The organism is Streptomyces sp. GDS52 (assembly GCF_052246875.1).
Lineage (GTDB): Bacteria > Actinomycetota > Actinomycetes > Streptomycetales > Streptomycetaceae > Streptomyces > Streptomyces cathayae.
On the sequence record NZ_CM125966.1, the window covers coordinates 3,724,058 to 3,741,558 of the forward strand.

Below are 17,501 nucleotides of genomic sequence, written 5' to 3' on the forward strand. Positions count from 1 at the left end.
GATGGTGCACCCTTGGTGAGTAATGCCCTGTATGAAGAATGGTCTCGCACCCACAGGAACGGCTTATGGTGCCCTGACGGCCCATGGGAAAAGCTGACGTCATACAAAGAGACACGCACAGCTGAAGCGCGCCGGACCCGTCGACATGCGTGAACGAGCGCGAATGAGTGTGAATAAGCGTGAACGGGCGAGACCGGGTGCGACCGAGTGTGATCGAGACAACATCCGTGGATCGAGGAGAGAGAGCTGTGAGCATCGAGAACGAGGGCACAAACGAGGGCGCATCGGTACCCCCGGCCCCGTCCGTACCGCCCACGCCGATGGATGCTCCCGCAGCTCCGGCACAGCAGGAGCGCCCGGCTCCGGAGGGGGCCGGCCCGACGACCTCCATGCCCCCGGTCCCGCCGACCGCTCCGGGAACGGCACAGGGCCACAGCACGCCGGAACACCCCGGATACGGTGATCACCCCGGATACGGAGGCCACGGCGTCCAGGGACAGACCCCCGCCGGCCCTCCGCCCGAAGCCCTTTCGGGAACCCCGGCGAGCACCTCCTCCGCCCCCGACCCGTCCTGGCCCCCGCCCCCGGCGTCGGGCACCCCGTCGTACGACGGCGGCGGCGCCGGTCACGGCGCGGGCGGCTGGGGCTCGTACCAGCAGCCCGCGCCGAAGAACGGCAGCGGCAAGCGCGGTCGCCTGGCCGCCGCGGTCCTGGTGGCCGCGCTGGTCGCGGGTGGCCTGGGCGGCGGCCTCGGATACACGCTGGCCAAGAACAACGACGGCAACGGCTCGACGACGGTCTCCTCGTCCACCAGCGGCGGCAACGTCAAGCGCGACCCGGGCACGGTCGCCGCAGTGGCCGCCAAGGCGCTGCCGAGCACGGTCACCATCGAGGCCCAGGGCAACAGCGGCGAGGGCGGCACCGGCACGGGATTCGTGTTCGACACACAGGGTCACATCGTCACCAACAACCACGTGGTGGCGGAGGCCGTCGAGGGCGGCAAGGTCGCGGCGACCTTCCCGGACGGCAAGAAGTACGACGCCGAGGTGGTCGGCCACGCCCAGGGGTACGACGTCGCGGTCATCAAGCTGAAGAACGCCCCCTCGAACCTGAAACCCCTCACGCTGGGCAACTCCGACGAGGTCGCCGTCGGCGACTCGACGATCGCCATCGGCGCGCCCTTCGGCCTGTCCAACACGGTGACGACCGGAATCATCAGCGCGAAGAACCGCCCGGTGGCCTCCAGCGACGGCGCCGGCAGCCAGGCCTCGTACATGAGCGCCCTGCAGACCGACGCCTCGATCAACCCGGGCAACTCCGGCGGGCCGCTGCTGGACGCGCAGGGCAACGTCATCGGCATCAACTCCGCGATCCAGTCGACCAGCAACGGCGGCTTCGGCACCGGACAGGCCGGCTCCATCGGTCTGGGCTTCGCCATCCCGATCAACCAGGCCAAGTACGTCGCCCAGGAACTGATCAAGACGGGCAAGCCGGTGTACGCCAAGATCGGCGCCTCGGTCTCCCTGGAGGACGGCGCGAACGGCGCGAAGATCACCGACCAGGGCGCCGGCGGCTCCGAGGCGGTCGACCCCGGCGGCCCCGCCGCCCGGGCGGGCCTGCGTCCCGGTGACGTCATCACCAAGCTCGACGACCGCGTCATCGACTCCGGCCCGACCCTGATCGGCGAGATCTGGACCCACAAGCCGGGCGACAAGGTCACGCTCACCTACGAACGCGGCGGCAAGCAGCAGACCACGGAACTCACCCTGGGTTCCCGCATCGGCGACAGCTGACCTCACCCCGCCCGCACCGACCCGTTACCCTTGTCCCGCGCCGCCGATCATCCGGCCGGCGCAGGGAGGTGTGCCCGAGCGGCCTAAGGGAACGGTCTTGAAAACCGTCGTGGCAGCGATGTCACCGTGGGTTCAAATCCCACCGCCTCCGCTCTGAGAGCAGTGCGAACGGCCCCTGACCTGGGAAGTCGGTCGGGGGCCGTTCGCCTGCCCGGACTCCGTGGCTGCCTGGTGTTCCCCGTGGTTTCCTGCTCGATCGGGCGCGGAACGCGCGCGGACGGCTAGTGTCCTGAGTCGCCCAGGAGGGGGCCCCTTCTCGGCGGTGGCCTGCCGGGGCTCCGGCTGCTCCACGGCATGGTTGACGGCGGTGCCGAAACGCGCCGCGATCTCTGCCAGTGCCGGGGCCTTGGTGTCGGTCCGGCTCTCCCGATCCCCCCTGCCTGCCCACGACTCCGACCAGTTCGGATGCTGTGGGCTTCTGCCGTTGGCGGTCGGCCCAGAGACGGCCCAGTCGACTGGACGTCAGTGTTACTCAGGCTCCTTGCCCCCCCGCCTTGTCGAAACGCAGACGCCTGTTGCCGTACTCCCGTGCCGGGTGCCGTCTGGCGCAGAGCGTGACCGCGAAGCACCGTTTCAGCCGATGCTGCTCGGCGCTCTGCGCCACCGCTGAGGGCGGTACCTCGTGGGTTAGCCGGTCCGGGGGCACGTGTGTCGTGAAACCCCAGGCAGTGTGTGCCCTGTGTGACGGGTGCAAGCATGGGACGAGGCACGGGGATCCACGGATGGTGGCCCGGCTCGGGCGTGGGGGAAAGCGTGGCGAGATCGAGGAGTAAGGCGGTGCGGGCGCGGGAGGCGCGGCGGCGCAGAGCGGCGGTTGGTGGCGGCGACGGATACCGCTTGCCTGCCAGTGCCAAGCGATCCGCCGTGGACAGCGGTGTTGCGCGGCGGCGAATTCTTCGGAGAGCGGCGCGGACAGACCGGTCTGGGCCTGTTCGGCGTTTCCTGTGGTGCTGTGCTGCGGTGCTCTTCCTCATCGGTACGGCGGTGCTCGGCGTAGTGGGCGTATCCGCTGCCGGGCTGGGCGGGACGCCGGGAGTTTTCGCAGCTGACGAGTGCCATCTGGAGGAGAGTGGCAGGGGTGGCAAGAGCACTTCGTGTTCGGGCGTGTTCGTCTCTCACGACGGGAGCCTCGTCGACCGGGAGGCGCGGATGGCCTGGCCCGGTGGCCGGGCTGGGGCGCACACACAGGTCAGGACGGTGTTGCTCGGCGGATACCAGAGGGAGCACGGCGTCGATGCGGTACTGCTGGCCGTTCTTGTCCCCGTCGTGGGGCTGCTGTCGGTCGGATGCGCGTTCGCCGGTCTGTCTCGCGCGACGCAGGACCGTCTTGCCGCCCGGCTGCCCGAACCTGCGTTCGTGGTCTACGTGAAGTGGCGGTCCTGATGTAGCGGCCGACGTGGTGGTGGCCCGGATCGAGCAAGCTCGGGGCACGGCATTCTATGTCTATGACAAAGGAGCGGGGGCTCACGATCACCGTCTACAGCATGATCGCCGTGCTGTGCGCCGCAGCGACGGTGTGGACAGTGATCACCGGTCTCGCACGGCTTGACCTGCTGGGAAACGCCATGCAGGTACAGATCACAGAGTGTCACCGTGAAGACGGGGCACGCAACACAAGTCACACCGTATGCAGCGGACCTCAAGTGGGCACCGACGCGGCTCACACCGTGAAGGTCCGGTACGACGGTCACAGCGGAGAGGTTGTTCGAGTCAGGCAGAAACCGTGGGGCAGCTACGAGGCTGTGGAGACAGGTCTCGTTTCATGGGGCATCTGGGTACTGATGCCAGTGCTGCCGCTCATGGGGACAGCCGCTGCGGGGGCGTTCACCGTCAGAGAGATCCGCCGGGCCCGGTACGGAACCCCTACCGGTAGCGCAACTTGAGCAGTCCGCGTATCTCAGTGACCGCGCGGGAGTTCCAGGCGAGGCTCCGAGAAAGTCCGCGAGCGCGGTGTGCAGGATCCCGGCGGCTTCCTGCGTGGGGACGAAGCCGGACTGGGCCAGGACGACCAGGGTGGGGGCACATGACCTGCCCCCACCCGTGCCGGAAGGAAGCTGGACCTGTTGCCGCTGCACGTCGAGCACGCCGAGGAGATGGCCGCCGTGCTGTCCGACCCGGCCCTGCACACCTTTACCGGCGGCACTCCGGACGCCCGGCACTCTGCGCCCGCGCTGTCAGGGCATGGCCGCAGGCTCTCCCGATCCGGCAGTGTCTTGGTCGAACCAGTTGCTCCGGCCCTGCGACGCGTCCTGCCTGATGGGCTCACATCCACCGGCGAACGGCACGAAGGCGGGAGCCTATGGCACCGGATTTTCGGGCGATGGCTTCGACGGTCCCCAAGCCTTGACTCCCGCTCACCGGCCACTCGCAGGTGTGCCTAAGGTGTGCGCATGCTGCGACGCCTCCCCATATCCAGCCGGCCGAGCATCGACGGAGGACGTCGGTGAACAAGCCTCTGAGGGCCGTGGCGATCTTCTGCGGGCTGCTGGTGCTCGGCCTGCTGCTCCGTGCGAACTGGCTGCAGTACGTGCGGGCCCCGGAACTTTCCACCGACCCGAAGAACCGGCGGGTGCAGATCGAGCAGTTCGCCACCCCGCGCGGGGACATCGTCGTCGGGGGCCGGGCCGTCACCGGCTCCACCGAGGTGCAGGGCACCGACCTCAAGTACAAGCGCACCTACGTCGACGGGCCGATGTACGCGCCGGTGACGGGATACGCCTCCCAGGCACAGGGCATGACGTTGCTGGAGAGGACGTACGACGGCATCCTGACCGGAAAGGACGACCGCCTGGCCTTCCAGCAGTTCGCCGATCTCGTCAGTGGCGAGGGCCAGCGGGCAGGCTCGGTGGTCACCACCATCGACCCGAAGGCGCAGAAGGCCGCTTATGACGGGCTGACCGACCTGAAGGGCGCGAGGGGGGCCGTGGTCGCGCTGGATCCCCGGACGGGCAAGGTGCTGGCCCTGGTCTCGGCACCCTCCTACGATCCGTCGCAGTTCGCGGGCGGTACGTTCAAGGAGTCCGACCGGTTCGTGGCGCTCGACAAGGACAAGCGCAAGCCGCTGGCCAACCGTGCGCTGCGGGAGACCTATCCGCCGGGTTCCACCTTCAAGATCCTTACTGCGGCCGCCGCTCTGGAGCACGGGATCGTCACCGACATCGACGCCCGTACGGACGCCGTTTCGCCGTACCCCCTGCCGCAGTCCAGCAACAGGATCGGCAGTGAGGCCGGCGACGCGGTCTGCAGCAACGCGTCGATGAAGACCGCGATGCAGTACTCGTGCAACAACGTCTTCCTGGACGCCGCGTCCGAACTGGGGCAGGACAAGATGCGGGAGACGGCCGAGAAGTTCGGCTTCAACGAGGACGTCTACTCCGACGACTTCGGTGACCTGCTCGCCGCCAAGAGCCTCTACCCCGAGGACCTCGACGCGCCCGGTACCACGCTCACCGGTATGGGACAGGGCAGCCTCACCAGTACGCCGATGCAGATGGCCATGGTCACCGCGGCGCTGGCCAACGACGGAAAGCTGATGCAGCCCTACGTCGTCGACGAGGTCCGCGGCCCGGACCTCAGCACCCTGGAGAAGACCCAGCCCGCGGTGATGAGCGAGGCGGTCTCCGCCGAGACCGCGCAGAAGGTGCAACAGATGATGGAATTCACCGCCGAGGAGGGCAGCGCCCGGCGCGCCCGGATCGACGGCGTCACGGTCGGCGGCAAGACCGGTACCGCGCAACGCGGTGTCGACGTGGCCGACCAGGTGCCGTACGGCTGGTTCGTCTCCTACGGCAAGAAGCAGGACGGGTCCTCGGTCGCCGTGGCCGTCTTCATCGACCCGACCGACATGGACATCTCGCGCCAGGACATCTCCGGCGGCGGTCTCGGAGCCCCCATCGCCCGCAGCGTCATGGAGGCGGTCCTGCAGCAGTGACGCCGGAAACGGAGCCGGGGGTCTGTGCGGGGAATGTTCGGTCGGGCAACCGCTCGCACCGGGGCCACGTCCTTCCCCGTGAACGTCACCACACGTAAAAAGGGGAACAGCCGTGACGGGAAAGGAAGTTGAGCAGAACGACGAGCGGGGGCACGACCTGGAGCCCTGGTGGGCGGGCATCGGGATGTGGGGAGCGGTCGGACTGGTCGTCATCGGCGGTCTCGCGGCAGCGTGGGTCTTTTTCCGGCTGCCCGGTACTCCGGAGGAGCTGGCGACCGGCTACTACCAGGCTGCCAAGATCGGCGCCATCGGCCTGGTGATCGTGGGAAGCGCCTTGCTGGGCCGTCGTCGTGCCCGGACCGCGGGCACCGAGGAGACGGCCGAGGCGGAACGCGCCTGACGCCGCCGGTCGGTGAGCGACGTCGGACGGCGGCGGCTTCCTGGATTCCGCGCATCGCGTCCGGCGTACCGCCTGTGAGGGCGGTGCGCCTCCACAGGCGATGCGCCGGCCATCGCGAGGAAGGGCCCGCAGATGCGGGCCCTTTTGGTTTCCCACCTTGCGCGGAGGTGAGCCGCCGCGCTGCAACCAGGGTGCAAGGCGTGCTTCGACCCGGGGCTCGTCGCGCCTGGCGGATATCCACTCTTGACTGCCATGTACTTTGCGATGCAAAGTACAGCTGTGGGCGGCCGACCGACCGTCCGCTTCCCGGCGCTGCCGAAGCGCGACCACAAGGGGGAGAGCGTGGGGACACCGTCACTGGGCAGTGGGGGATCCGGGCCGGGGGCGCAGGTGGCCGACCTGCTGGCGGCCACGGAAGGTTTACGGGTCAGGACCCGCGCACAGATGAACGGCTCGTGGGTCTCCCTCCTGGGCTTCGGCCTTCTCGCGCTGGCGTCCGCCCCGGTGGCCCGGTACGCCTTCAACTTCGGAGCCCACGGTCGCAACGTCGCGTCCTACCCGGCCTTCGCCTACGCCGAGCTGATCGGCCTGTGCGTCGTCCACGAACCGGGAACCCCCTGTGTGGAGGGCGAGTTCGACGGCGCCGTGCTGCGCTTCGTGGCCTGGGGCGTGTGGTTCGGGCTCCTTCCCCTGGCATGGTTCGCCTTCGCTCGCTGGTACCGCCTGCGCGGCGAGGTCCGGGGCGTCGTCCCCCGCCGCGGCATGTGGATCTGCACGACCGCCGTAGTCACCGCCGTGATCATGACCGCCCTGACGTCCATGCTGTTCGGGCTGTTCGGCTGGAGTCAGTCGTTGGAGGTCGCGCTGCTGCAGAACAACTACGCCTCCCCGTGGTACCTGGTCGGTATCGGGTTCGTCGCCCTCGGGCTGGTCGAACGCAGCTGGATCGCCGTAGCCGCCGGCGCCGCTCACGCCCTGCTGCTCACCGGCTACCTCGGTGCCTCCTGGGGCACGGGGTGGCTCCCCTGGCAGCACCCCGCCCACCCCGACTGGACCGACGGACCGCAGGTCAAGGCGCTGCTGCTTGCCTCGATCCTGCTCCTCGCCGGCCTGGCCGAGTGGGGGGTGGCACGTCATCGAGCCGGACCCGCTCGTGCCGATGCGGATACGGTTGTCCCATGAGTGTCGGGGATGCGGCGGAGGCGTGGGACGGCCGGGAAGGGCTCCATCCGACGCAGTCGCTGGACGACACCGTCCATCAGCGTGTGCGACTCGGCATCCTCACCATCGCCCGAGAAGCAGACCGGGTCGAGTTCGGCTTCCTGAAGAAGCAACTGGCCGTCACGGACGGAAACCTCTCCCGGCACCTGAAGGTGCTGGAGGAGTCGGATCTGATCACCGTGGACAAGGGCTACGTCGGTCGGCGTCCCCGAACGTGGATCGCCCTCACCCGTGAAGGCGCGCAGGCGCTGGACGCCGAACTTCGTGCCCTGCGTGCACTCGTCCTCCGGCTGGAGAGCCCCCGTCCGGCTCCCGGCACGTCCGAGGCGTGACGCTGTTCCAGGAGTGCGGCCCTCGGATCCGTGGGGTCATGAAGCCGTTCGCAGGAGGCGGAGTTGGCCGATCTCCGTGGCGTTCTTCAGCAGTTCGGTGTTCACCCAGGCGGCCATGTGGGCCACGGTGTACGCCGGGTCGGCCGGCCAGGGGAACGATGCTGTGGCGTCCAGGTCGGTGTCGGCCAGGCCGTCCAGCGCCGCGAGCCACTCCGTTCGCAGGCCGCGCAGCCACTGGACGGTCGCCGGGCCTGCTCCGGGCCAGGTGATCTCGGTCCGCTCCCGGGGCCGGCGTCCGTGCGCGTGGTCCAGGGTCACGCTCCACCACCAGCCGATGTGCCAGCTGACCCAGGCGATGGTCGGCACGGGTACGGGGTCGGGCTCGGTCTCCGCCCAGTCGGGGGTCCAGGTTCCGTCGGCGGAGCGGTGCATCGTCCAGCAGTGGGCGGTGGGCTGCCACAGGAAGTCGTCCGGCTCCAGCCGCTCCAGGTGGTACTCGAACAGGGACCAGGTCAGGTCGAACTGCCAGCGCAGTAGTTCTGTTCGGGAGAGGGGGACGGAGGCGGGGGCGGGGGTGGCGTGGGTGGGTGACATGGTCGGCACTCCAGGGCGGTGGTGCGTCAGGGGTGGTGGCCCGTCATGCGGGCCGCCGAGGCGATGGTCGCGCGGGCCTCGCGTTCGGACAGGCCCGTGGTGCGGGCCGCGTCGGTCAAGGGATCCACCAGGGCGGGGCCGATGCCGTCCTCGTAGGCGCGGCAGGCCGCCCAGAACAGGCGGGTGTTGCGCTGGCCCTCGTGTGCCGCGAGGACGAACTGGACGAGTCCCTGCCCGTGGCCGCCGGTCGACGGGGGTGTGGGGTGGTGGGCGCGGGGCGGTGGCAGGAGGAGCCGCAGAAGAGTGGGCGGGCAGGCGGCGGGGGATAAGCGGGCGGTTCCCGGGGCGGTCGTGTAGGTGCCGTGGTCCGTGCGGGAGCCGGGGCCGACGAGGTAGCCCCCGGCGCCGCGGATGTCGATGCCGGGGGCGAGGCGGCTCGCGGAGTTGGGGACGACGACGTCCGGCGGGCCGCTGAGCCAGAGGTGACGGCCGCCGCTGGGGGTCAGGACGGTCACCGTGGCGGGGATCGTGAACAGGTGACGCAGGGCCAGTTCGCGCAGGGCGGCGGAGGAGTCCGTACCGGTCTTGGTGTCGAGGTCGACACCGATGAGGTGGTGCGGGGGCAGTCCGCAGGCGATGCCGTAACCGGTGGCCCCGGGCGCGGAGGCGAAGAGCGAGCGGATGCGGGCGGGGTCGGTGGAGGCGTCGTGGACGCCGTGCCCGAAGCGGCCGCACTCGCCGTGGCAGGGCGTGGATCGGCCGGTGCGGGGGGCGGGTTCGTCGCGGTGCGGGGAGCGCAGGGCGGGGAGTTTGGTCCGGGACAGCGGGATGACGGCCAGTCCGCGTTCGGCGGCTGACAAGGCGTGTGCGAGGGCCAGCGTGCTGGCCTGCCGGTCGGTGGTGGCCATGGATCTATTTTCGTACGTGCGTTCGATAAGGGGAAGAGGGTGGGCGCGACGCGCCGCGGTGTGCGGAGTGTGCGGAAAAAGTGCCGAAACGCTTCCCCTCTTATGGGGGTTGGCGAGGAGGCGGTCGTGTCGGGCAGGGAGGCGACTCGGGAGGAAGGGGGAGGTTTATCGATGTGTGCTCACACTTGCGTGCTAATGACGGCTTCCAGGGTGGTTCACCGGGATTCGGTGGGCAATCCTGATCTCGCGACGTCGTGCACAGTGCCGGGGTGGTCGGCCAACTCCCCTGGCGGCAGCCGTACATCACGCACATGCGCACACAGGCTCATGCGCCGGTGCGTCCTTGGTTCTGGAGGGAACACAACATGGCAAGCATCCGTACCGCCCGTGTCATCGCCGCCGTCTCCGCTCTTCCGCTCGCGGCGGCCCTCTTCGCCGGCGTCGCGACGGCGGACGCCGGCGCTCTCGCGGACGACGGATCGAACGCCACGGCCACCAGCGCCGAGGCGGGAGTGCTCGGCAGCGGCGTCGGAGGCGACAACTACGGCAACGCGGCCACCACGCAGCAGCAGGCCACCGGTTCCGGTGCCTCGAACCAGAGCAACGCCGCCCAGGTCAACGGCTCCGCGTTCACGTCCGTCGTCCAGGGCGACGACAACGTGGTGATCACCTTCACCCCGCTGTGGTGACGAGGTGAGAGGGCCGTCGGCCCTCTGACGCCGTGTGGGGTGCGATCCGTGGGGTGCAGGGCGTCTGTGCGGCGGTACTCCGGTACCGTCGCGCAGGTGTTTCCGGGCTTTTGCGGTGCTTCCCCCCAGGGGAGAACCCGCACTGGGCCTCCTCCGCTCGTCCACCTTCAGGAGGTGCGGCAGGCCCCACCCCTACAACCTGAGGGGGACGCGGCTTCGGGACCTGCGGCCGATTTGCCGAACGTGCCCCGCTCATAGCGTTGAGTCATGACCAGACCCGTCTGCACCAGCGCTTCGAACGCCGCTGCTCCGGCGGCGCAGACCCTTCCGTACCCGTCGTTCTCGTCGTACATGAGGGCTCGGCAGCCGGTGCTCCTGCGTACCGCCCGGTCCTTGACCGGGAACCCGAGCGACGCGGAGGACCTGCTGCAGACCGCGCTCGCCAAGACGTACGTCGCCTGGGAGCGTATCGAGGACCACCGTGCGCTCGACGGCTATGTGCGCCGGGCGCTGCTGAACACGCGGACGTCGCAGTGGCGCAAGCGCAAGGTGGACGAGTTCGCCTGCGACGAACTGCCCGAGCCGGACCCGGTCCACGGTGTCGACGACCCGGCCGAGCAGCAGGCACTGCGCGACGCGATGTGGCGGGCGATCATGCGGCTGCCCGCGCGACAGCGTGCCATGGTCGTCCTGCGGTACTACGAGGACCTCAGCGAGGCCCAGACGGCCGAGGTGCTCGGCGTATCGGTGGGCACGGTGAAATCGGCCGTTTCGCGGGCGCTCGGGAAGCTGCGGGACGACGCCGAACTGGGGCTTGTCCGGTCCTGACCGAGAGCGAAGTTACGCGGAACGTGATCGATCATCCGTTCACCTAGTGACATACCGAGCGGTATGTGCGCAGAATCAGCACAACCGTTACCGCCGCGTAGGCAATGTCGCCCAGGAGGACACCGTGCTCAGCACCATGCAGGACGTACCGCTGCTGATCTCAAGGATCCTGACCCACGGGTCGACGATCCACGGCACGTCACAGGTGACCACCTGGACCGGTGAGGGCGACCCGCACCGCCGTTCCTACGCGGAGATCGGCGCCCGCTCGGCCCAGCTGGCCCACGCCCTGCGTGAGGACCTCGGGGTGGCCGGCGACGACCGGGTGGCCACACTCATGTGGAACAACGCCGAGCATGTGGAGGCGTACTTCGCCATCCCCTCCATGGGCGCGGTGCTCCACACCCTGAACCTCCGCCTTCCGGCCGAGCAGCTCGCGTGGATCGTCAACCACGCCGCAGACCGGGTGATCATCGTCAACGGTTCGCTGATCCCGCTGCTCGCTCCGCTGCTGCCGCACCTGAAGACCGTTCAGCACGTCGTCGTGACCGGGCCCGGAGACCGTTCCGCGCTGGCGGACGCCGACGCCCAGGTGCACGAGTACGAGGACCTGATCGCCGGAAAGCCCCTCGCCTACGACTGGCCGGAGCTGGACGAACGCGCCGCCGCCGCCATGTGCTACACCTCGGGCACCACCGGGGACCCCAAGGGCGTGGTCTACAGCCACCGTTCGATCTACCTGCACTCGATGCAGGTCAACATGGCCCAGTCGATGGGCCTGACCGACCAGGACACCTCCCTGGTCGTGGTGCCCCAGTTCCACGTCAACGCCTGGGGCCTGCCGCACGCCACCTTCATGACCGGCGTCAACATGCTGATGCCGGACCGCTTCCTGCAGCCCGCCCCGCTCGCCGCGATGATCGAGGGGGAGCGGCCGACGCACGCCGCCGCCGTCCCCACCATCTGGCAGGGCCTGCTGACCGAGCTGCTGGCCAAGCCCCGGGACGTCTCCTCCCTCACCCAGGTCACCATCGGCGGCTCGGCCTGTCCGCCCTCGCTGATGGAGGCCTTCGACGAGCTGGGCATGCGGGTCTGCCACGCCTGGGGCATGACGGAGACCTCCCCGCTCGGCACCATCGCCCGCCCGCCGGCCGAGGCCGTGGGCACCGAGGCGGAGCTCGGCTACCGCCTGACCCAGGGCCGTTTCCCGACCAGTGTCGAAGCCCGGCTCACCGGCCCCGGCGGCGAACGGCTCCCCTGGGACGGCGAGTCCGCGGGCGAGCTGGAGGTGCGCGGCCCCTGGATCGCCGGCGCCTACTACAACGGCGTCGACGCCGAACCGCTGCGCCCCGCCGACAAGTTCAGCGAGGACGGCTGGCTGAAGACGGGGGACGTCGGCACCATCAGCCGTGACGGCTTCCTCACCCTGACCGACCGGGCCAAGGACGTCATCAAGTCCGGCGGCGAGTGGATCTCCTCCGTCGAGCTGGAGAACGCGCTGATGTCCCACCCCGATGTCGCGGAGGCCGCCGTCGTCGCCGTCCCGGACGACAAGTGGGGGGAGCGCCCGCTGGCCACGGTCGTCCTCACGGAGGGGTCCACCGCCGACTTCACCACCCTGCGCGCCTTCCTCGCCGACGAGGGCGTCGCCAAGTGGCAGCTGCCCGAGCGCTGGACGGTGATCGAGTCGGTGCCGAAGACGAGCGTCGGCAAGTTCGACAAGAAGGTGCTGCGCAGGAAGTACGCCGAGGGCGCGCTGGACGTCACCCGGCTCTGACGCTCGACGCCCCGCCCCGCCTCCTGACGTCGTGACGCACCACGGCCGCGCCGGGTGGGAACGGACGAACCCCGGTCCGTTCCCACCCGGCGTACGCCGTCGCTCAGTTGGTGCCGATACGGGCGAGCAGGTCGACGATCCTGTCCTGCACCTCGTCGCTCGTGGACCGTTCCGCGAGGAACAGCACCGTCTCGCCGGAGGCCAGCCGCGGCAGGTCGGCCTGTCCGACGGCGGCGGTGTAGACGACGAGCGGGGTGCGGTTGAGCTGCCCGTTCGCCCGCAGCCAGTCGATGATCCCGGCGGACCCGGCCTGCTGCCGACGCACCTGCATCAGGTCCATCACCACCAGGTTCGGCCGGAACTGCCCCGCCAGCGTCACCGCGTCCGCATCACCCGCGGCCCGCGCGACCTGCATACCGCGCCGCTCCAGCGTCGCGGTCAGCGCCAGCGCGATCTCCGCGTGCTCCTCGATCAGCAGCACCCGCGGCGGATGCTGCTCGCTGTCACGCGGCGCGAGCGCCTTCAGCAGTACGGCGGGGTCGGCGCCGTAGGCGGCATCGCGCGACGCCTGCCCCAGTCCGGCCGTGACGAGCACCGGAACCTCGGCGGCCACCGCCGCCTTCCGCAGCGACTGGAGCGCCGTCCGGGTGATCGGCCCGGTCAGCGGGTCCACGAACAGCGCGGCGGGGAACGCCGCGATCTGGGCGTCTACCTCCTCGCGTGAGTTCACGATCACCGGCCGGTAGCCGCGGTCGCTCAGCGCCTGCTGCGTGGCGACGTCCGGCGCGGGCCACACCAGCAGCCGGCGCGGGTTGTCCAACGGCTCCGGCGGCAGTTCGTCGTCCATCGGCTGCGGACGCGGGGGGTCCGCCACCTCGACGGCCCCGCCCGGACCGTCCAGCGGTTCGGGGCCCTCGGCCGCGTCCGCGTCCGGCGCCCCTATCGCGTACGAGCGTCCCGTGCCCTCGGTGGTCGGCGCGAGCCGCGGCTGTCCGGCGGGCGAGTGCTGCGGCTGAGGCTGCGTCGGCGACGGCGCGGGCTGCTGGGGCTGCGCCGGTGCCGGTGCCGGTGTCTGTGCGCGCGCTGCCTGTGCCTGCCGCTGGGCGGGGGCGGAGTCGGCCATCGTGTGCGGGCGGGCGCCCTGTTCGTGTTCCGCGACCGGGTCGGTACGCGTGCCGAGCTTGCGGCGACGGCCCGAGCCGCCCGGCTGGTGCGGGGGAGGCGTGGCCGCCGGCAGCGGCTGCTGGACCTGGACGGCCTGCCGGGTGAACGGCACGCCCTGCCCCAGGGTGCGCACGCTGAACGCACGCCCCTGCGTCGAGTTCGGGTCCACCGGCGCCGTCGGTGCCGGCGCCGGCGCCTCTACCGGCATCGGCAGCGGCTGAGGTTGAGGCTGAGCAGCCCGCTGCACGGGCACGGGCGCTGCCTCGGGAGGCAGCGGGGTGCCCGGTGCGGGCACCGCCCCACCGCTCGGCGGTACGGGGGCCCCCTGCGGCGGTACGGGTGCACCGGCGGCGGGCCACGGCGGCTGCGCGGCCGGAGCCCCGTCGGGCGGAGTTCCCTGACTCGGCGCGGCCTCGGCGGGCAGCGGCTGGGCGACGGAAGCGGGCTGTTCCGCGGCCGGGACGGCGGGCTGTGCCGGAGCGGCGGACTGTGCCGGGACCGGCACGGCGGGCTGGGGCATCGGCTGACCGCCGGGCGCCGCCTGGGGCTGGTCGAGGGGTGCCGGTGCCGGTGGCTGTGCCGCTTGTGCCGGTGCCTGTACCTGAGGCATCTGCCCGGGGACGGCGAGGCCCCGACCCTGCACAGGCCCGCCCTGCGGCGGAACGGCCGACGGAAGGGCCGCACCCTGCCGCGGTACGGGCATGCCCTGCGGGGGAATCGGGGCACCCTGCGCGGGCGCCACCGGCTGAGCCGGGACCGGAGCGGGTGCCGGGGCCGGGACCGGAGCCGGGACCGGCACCGGCGCAGGACCCGCGCCCTGCTCGGCCGGCTGGGCGACGGCGCGACGGCGTCGGCCCGTCGGGGCGCTGGTGGGATGCGGCTGCGGCGGAGTGTGATCGTCGGACTGGTCGTGCGGGACAGCGTCATGCCGCCCGTCGCGCAGGGCGTCACCGGAGGCGACCGGTCCGGGGAGGGGCACCGGCACCGGGCCCTCCTGCGGACCCTCGACCACCCCGGCTTGCGCTTCCTGGTCCCCTTGATCCGCTTCGGCGGGCGGCAACGCGAACACCGTACGCGGCGCGGCCTCCTGCGCCGCCGCCCGCTCGGTGGCCGCCGCCAGCGCCCGCCGACGCCGCCCGGCCGACTGGGGCTGCTCCTCCTGCGCCTGACCCTGGCCCTGAGCGGCCTGTGCCGTTCCGTCCGCACCGCCCGCAGCGGGCAGCGCGGGCGGCAGGGCGTGCTGCTCACCGGAGACCTGCCCGGCACGCAGCCCTCCGGAGGGGACGGGCACTCCCTGCGGCGGTACGGTCCCGCCCAGCCCGGTGTTCGAGGCGGCGGACCCCGCCGCGGACTCGGCGGCCATGACGACGGCCCCGCCGACCGCACTCGCACCGGGGACGGCGACAGCGGCCTCCGCGCCCTCGGCCGGCCGCCCACGGCGCCGCCCGGTCCCGCCGGACACCACCACCGCGCCCTCACCGGACGCCTGAGCCGGAAGCTGCGCGGGCTCCGCCGCGGCCGCCGCCCGGCGCCTGCGCCGACCGGTGGGGGGCGTCGCGGCATCCGTACCGGAGCCGGAACCGTCCTCGGCCCCCGGCATCCCGCTCTCCAGGAACGCGTCCACCGAGGCCCGCCGGGCCCTCCGCCGCCCGCCACCGGAACCCGGCTGACCACCCGCGGCCGGACCGGCCTCCTCGGCCGAGGCCTCCGCCGACACCGGGGCCGACGCCGAGCCCGGCCCGGCTCCCTGCGAAGGCACCGGCACCGGCACCGGTACTTCCTCCGGAACCTCCGCAGGCCCCCCGGAAGTCAGCGCGAGCTGCCCCTGACCTGCGGCGACGGCACCGGCTCCGCCCCCGATGGGCACCTCGAGGACGAACGCGCTGCCGCTCATCCCCGGCACCTCGTGCGTCTGCAGCACACCTCCGTGCGCCCGTACGATCCCGCGCACGATCGGCTCGTGCACCGGATCGCCGCCGCTGTACGGCCCGCGCACCTCGAGGCGTACGACCTCACCGCGTTGTGCCGCCGCGACCACGACCGTGTTGTCCAGGTAACCGCCCGCCGACACGCGAGTGTTGCCGGTGGCGTCGACGCCCGCGACGTCCGCGACGAGATGCGCGAGGGCGGTGGCGAGCAGCCGTGAGTCGACCTCGGCCTCGATGGGCGGCGCGTGCACGGCGAACTGCACCCGGCCCGGCCCGATGAGCTCCACGGCCCCGTCGACGCCGGCGGCGACGACGGCGTCGAGCATCACCTTCGTACGGGTGATCCCCTCCGTCCCGGCGTCGAGCCGCTGGTAGCCGAGGACGTTGTCGATGAGGGTGGTGATCCGGGAGTAGCCGGCCGACAGGTGGTGGAGCACCTGGTTGGCCTCGGGCCACAGCTGACCGGCGTCGTCCGAGGCGAGCGCGGTCAGTTCGCGGCGCAGTTCCTCCAGCGGGCTCCTGAGCGACTGCCCGAGCAGGGTGAGGAGCTGTTCGTGCCGGCCGGAGAGGGCTTCGTAGCGGTCCTTCTCCCGCTCGCCGAGCGCGGCGTACCGCTCCTCGTTCGCGGCGAGTTCCTCGGTGTGCGCCTCGCGCAGCTCCTCCAGCTCGCCGACGTGCTTCTGGCGCAGGGCGGTGAGTTCGGAGGCGTGCTCCTCGGCGAGCCGCTCCAGCTCCTCGGCGTGCTGCCGCTCGGCCTCCTCCTTCTCCTTGACGACCGCGTCGTAGGGCCGCCGGTCGGTGAAGGTCATGACGGCGCCGACGAGCTGGTCGCCGTCGCGCACCGGCGCGGTCGTCAGGTCGACCGGCACCTTGTCGCCGCTCTTGGAGTACAGCACCTGCCCGCGCACCCGGTGCTTGCGCCCGGAGCGCAGGGTGTCCGCGAGGGGGGACTCGCCGTACGGGAAGGGGGAGCCGTCGGCGCGCGAGTGGAGGACGAGGGTGTGCAGCTCGCGCCCGCCGAGGTCACTGGCCCGATGCCCCAGTATCTGGGCGGCCGCCGGGTTGACCAGGACGACCCGCCCGTCGGTGTCCGTCCCGACGACGCCCTCCGAGGCGGCCCGCAGGATCATCTCGGTCTGCCGCTGCGAACGTGCCAGCTCGGCCTCGGTGTCGACGGTGCCGGACAGATCGCGGACGACGAGCATCAGCAGTTCGTCGCCGGTGTAGCCGTGGCTGTCGGTGTCGTATGCCTGCTGATCGGTCTCCAGATTCGCACTGGTGACCTCGACCGGGAACTCGGTCCCGTCGGTCCGCCGGGCGACCATGCGCGTCGGCTTGGTACGGGCCCGCGGGTCGATGTGGTCCGGCCGTCGCATGGAACCGGGGATGAGCTTGGAGTCGAACTGCGGCAGCAGATCGAGCAGCCCGCGCCCCACCAGCGCCGTGCCCGGCGTCTCGAACGCCTCGAGGGCGATGGCGTTGGCGTTGACGACCGTCCCGTTGGCGTTGACCAGCACCAAGGCGTCGGGAAGCGCGTCCAGTATGGCTGCGAGGCGAGCAGTGCCTCGGGATGGCCTGCTGCTCACGAGACGCTTCCTCCCTGTTCCGCTACGAGCCGACCGCGCGGGCCATCTTGCCAACCGGCCCGCAACGTGTCACTCGAGGGAGTCTAAGGGTTGGGATTGCGCTCGCGATGCCGGATGAGACCGAGGTCGCACGTAACGTTTACGGGGATGTGACGCCCGCGTCGCCGTGCACCGGCAACGGCCTGCACCGACGCCGACCGGACCGTTGCGGGACCTTTACACCTTTCCCCCGGTGTGCCGGTCCGGCCCCCTCACCGCGCCGGCGACGCGCCCGCCACTCGCCGGTCGGA

General features: G+C 71.2%; 13 protein-coding genes and 1 tRNA gene. 11 read left to right on the forward strand and 3 right to left on the reverse strand.

Annotated features, from left to right (window positions below; all coding sequences use genetic code 11):
* The first annotated feature begins 248 nt into the window (after positions 1–248).
* The 8 genes from ACTWJ9_RS16905 (at position 249) to ACTWJ9_RS16940 (ending at position 7,737) form a co-directional block, all read left to right on the forward strand.
* Positions 249–1,793: a S1C family serine protease gene (locus tag ACTWJ9_RS16905; RefSeq protein WP_279335059.1), complete on the forward strand. Its 1,545-nt coding sequence runs from the start codon at positions 249–251 to the stop codon at positions 1,791–1,793.
* 64 nt (positions 1,794–1,857) lie between these two features.
* Positions 1,858–1,944: transfer RNA gene (locus tag ACTWJ9_RS16910), tRNA-Ser, on the forward strand.
* A gap of 869 nt (positions 1,945–2,813) precedes the next feature.
* A complete protein-coding gene (locus ACTWJ9_RS16915; protein ID WP_279335084.1) occupies positions 2,814–3,236 on the forward strand; it encodes a hypothetical protein in 423 nt (140 codons plus the stop codon).
* A 62-nt stretch (positions 3,237–3,298) separates the two neighbouring features.
* Entirely contained in the window at positions 3,299–3,736 is a 438-nt protein-coding gene (locus ACTWJ9_RS16920) for a hypothetical protein (protein ID WP_279335085.1), read from the forward strand.
* Positions 3,737–4,296: 560 nt separating this feature from the next.
* Positions 4,297–5,784 (forward strand): peptidoglycan D,D-transpeptidase FtsI family protein, encoded by a 1,488-nt coding sequence (locus tag ACTWJ9_RS16925; RefSeq protein ID WP_443294384.1) that lies wholly within the window; start codon positions 4,297–4,299, stop codon positions 5,782–5,784.
* A 112-nt stretch (positions 5,785–5,896) separates the two neighbouring features.
* Entirely contained in the window at positions 5,897–6,184 is a 288-nt protein-coding gene (locus ACTWJ9_RS16930) for a hypothetical protein (RefSeq protein ID WP_279335087.1), read from the forward strand.
* A gap of 279 nt (positions 6,185–6,463) precedes the next feature.
* Positions 6,464–7,366, forward strand: a complete 903-nt coding sequence (locus ACTWJ9_RS16935) for a hypothetical protein (RefSeq protein WP_279335088.1) — start codon at positions 6,464–6,466, stop codon at positions 7,364–7,366.
* Complete coding sequence (locus ACTWJ9_RS16940) at positions 7,363–7,737, forward strand: winged helix-turn-helix domain-containing protein (RefSeq protein ID WP_279335089.1); 375 nt, start codon at positions 7,363–7,365, stop codon at positions 7,735–7,737. The genes ACTWJ9_RS16935 and ACTWJ9_RS16940 overlap by 4 nt, the downstream gene beginning before the upstream one ends.
* 36 nt (positions 7,738–7,773) lie before the next feature.
* On the opposite strand, the gene ACTWJ9_RS16945 is transcribed toward ACTWJ9_RS16940, so the two are convergent.
* A complete protein-coding gene (locus tag ACTWJ9_RS16945; RefSeq protein WP_279335090.1) occupies positions 7,774–8,331 on the reverse strand; it encodes a DinB family protein in 558 nt (185 codons plus the stop codon).
* Positions 8,332–8,357: 26 nt separating this feature from the next.
* A complete protein-coding gene (locus ACTWJ9_RS16950; RefSeq protein WP_279335091.1) occupies positions 8,358–9,239 on the reverse strand; it encodes a bifunctional DNA primase/polymerase in 882 nt (293 codons plus the stop codon).
* A gap of 365 nt (positions 9,240–9,604) precedes the next feature.
* On the opposite strand from ACTWJ9_RS16950, the gene ACTWJ9_RS16955 reads away from it, so the two are divergent.
* From ACTWJ9_RS16955 to ACTWJ9_RS16965, 3 genes are all read left to right on the forward strand, one after another.
* Positions 9,605–9,928 (forward strand): hypothetical protein, encoded by a 324-nt coding sequence (locus tag ACTWJ9_RS16955; protein ID WP_279335092.1) that lies wholly within the window; start codon positions 9,605–9,607, stop codon positions 9,926–9,928.
* 267 nt (positions 9,929–10,195) lie between these two features.
* A complete protein-coding gene (locus tag ACTWJ9_RS16960) occupies positions 10,196–10,756 on the forward strand; it encodes a SigE family RNA polymerase sigma factor (RefSeq protein ID WP_279335093.1) in 561 nt (186 codons plus the stop codon).
* A 124-nt stretch (positions 10,757–10,880) separates the two neighbouring features.
* Positions 10,881–12,533, forward strand: coding sequence for a long-chain fatty acid--CoA ligase (locus tag ACTWJ9_RS16965; protein ID WP_387036505.1), 1,653 nt, complete (start codon positions 10,881–10,883; stop codon positions 12,531–12,533).
* A gap of 103 nt (positions 12,534–12,636) precedes the next feature.
* On the opposite strand, the gene ACTWJ9_RS16970 is transcribed toward ACTWJ9_RS16965, so the two are convergent.
* Positions 12,637–17,211, reverse strand: coding sequence for a hybrid sensor histidine kinase/response regulator (locus tag ACTWJ9_RS16970; protein WP_387036507.1), 4,575 nt, complete (start codon positions 17,209–17,211; stop codon positions 12,637–12,639).
* Between the last annotated feature and the right edge of the window lie 290 nt (positions 17,212–17,501).

Excerpts from the sequence above, each read along its gene's own strand:
- ACTWJ9_RS16920 (WP_279335085.1), top strand. The coding sequence starts at position 3,299 with ATGACAAAGGAGCGGGGGCTCACGATCACCGTCTACAGCATGATCGCC.
- ACTWJ9_RS16940 (WP_279335089.1), top strand. The coding sequence starts at position 7,363 with ATGAGTGTCGGGGATGCGGCGGAGGCGTGGGACGGCCGGGAAGGGCTC.
- ACTWJ9_RS16945 (WP_279335090.1), bottom strand. The coding sequence starts at position 8,331 with ATGTCACCCACCCACGCCACCCCCGCCCCCGCCTCCGTCCCCCTCTCC.
- ACTWJ9_RS16950 (WP_279335091.1), bottom strand. The coding sequence starts at position 9,239 with ATGGCCACCACCGACCGGCAGGCCAGCACGCTGGCCCTCGCACACGCC.
- ACTWJ9_RS16955 (WP_279335092.1), top strand. The coding sequence starts at position 9,605 with ATGGCAAGCATCCGTACCGCCCGTGTCATCGCCGCCGTCTCCGCTCTT.
- ACTWJ9_RS16960 (WP_279335093.1), top strand. The coding sequence starts at position 10,196 with ATGACCAGACCCGTCTGCACCAGCGCTTCGAACGCCGCTGCTCCGGCG.